This is a genomic window from Zoogloea sp. LCSB751, from assembly GCF_002028455.1.
Taxonomy (GTDB): domain Bacteria; phylum Pseudomonadota; class Gammaproteobacteria; order Burkholderiales; family Rhodocyclaceae; genus Zoogloea.
Window position 1 is genome coordinate 1 of the sequence record NZ_MWUM01000640.1, and the last position, 235, is coordinate 235.

The window sequence follows — 235 nt, forward strand, 5'->3', positions numbered from 1 at the left end:
ATGTGTTGCTCAGTATCTACCGTTGCACCTGTTGGTTTTGCGTAAGCGCTGGCCTGCGGGATAATTCCGTGCAGGTTAGCACCAGTGTTATTGCCATAAAGTAGTTGCGTTTCTTCAGCAAGCATTAAACCGTAACGCGCACGGGCATCGATATAGCTCTGCAATTGCTTAGCGTCGTCCAAAATTTGGCGGCTTGCTTTGAATAAGTGTGGAATGGTGCGTACACCGGCACTCA

Annotated in this window: 1 protein-coding gene; it reads right to left on the bottom strand. The window is 48.9% G+C overall.

The genetic code is table 11. The features are described 5' to 3' along the window. On the bottom strand, positions 1–235 hold a 235-nt coding region (locus B4920_RS28010; protein WP_088179552.1), incomplete at both ends, for a phage major capsid protein.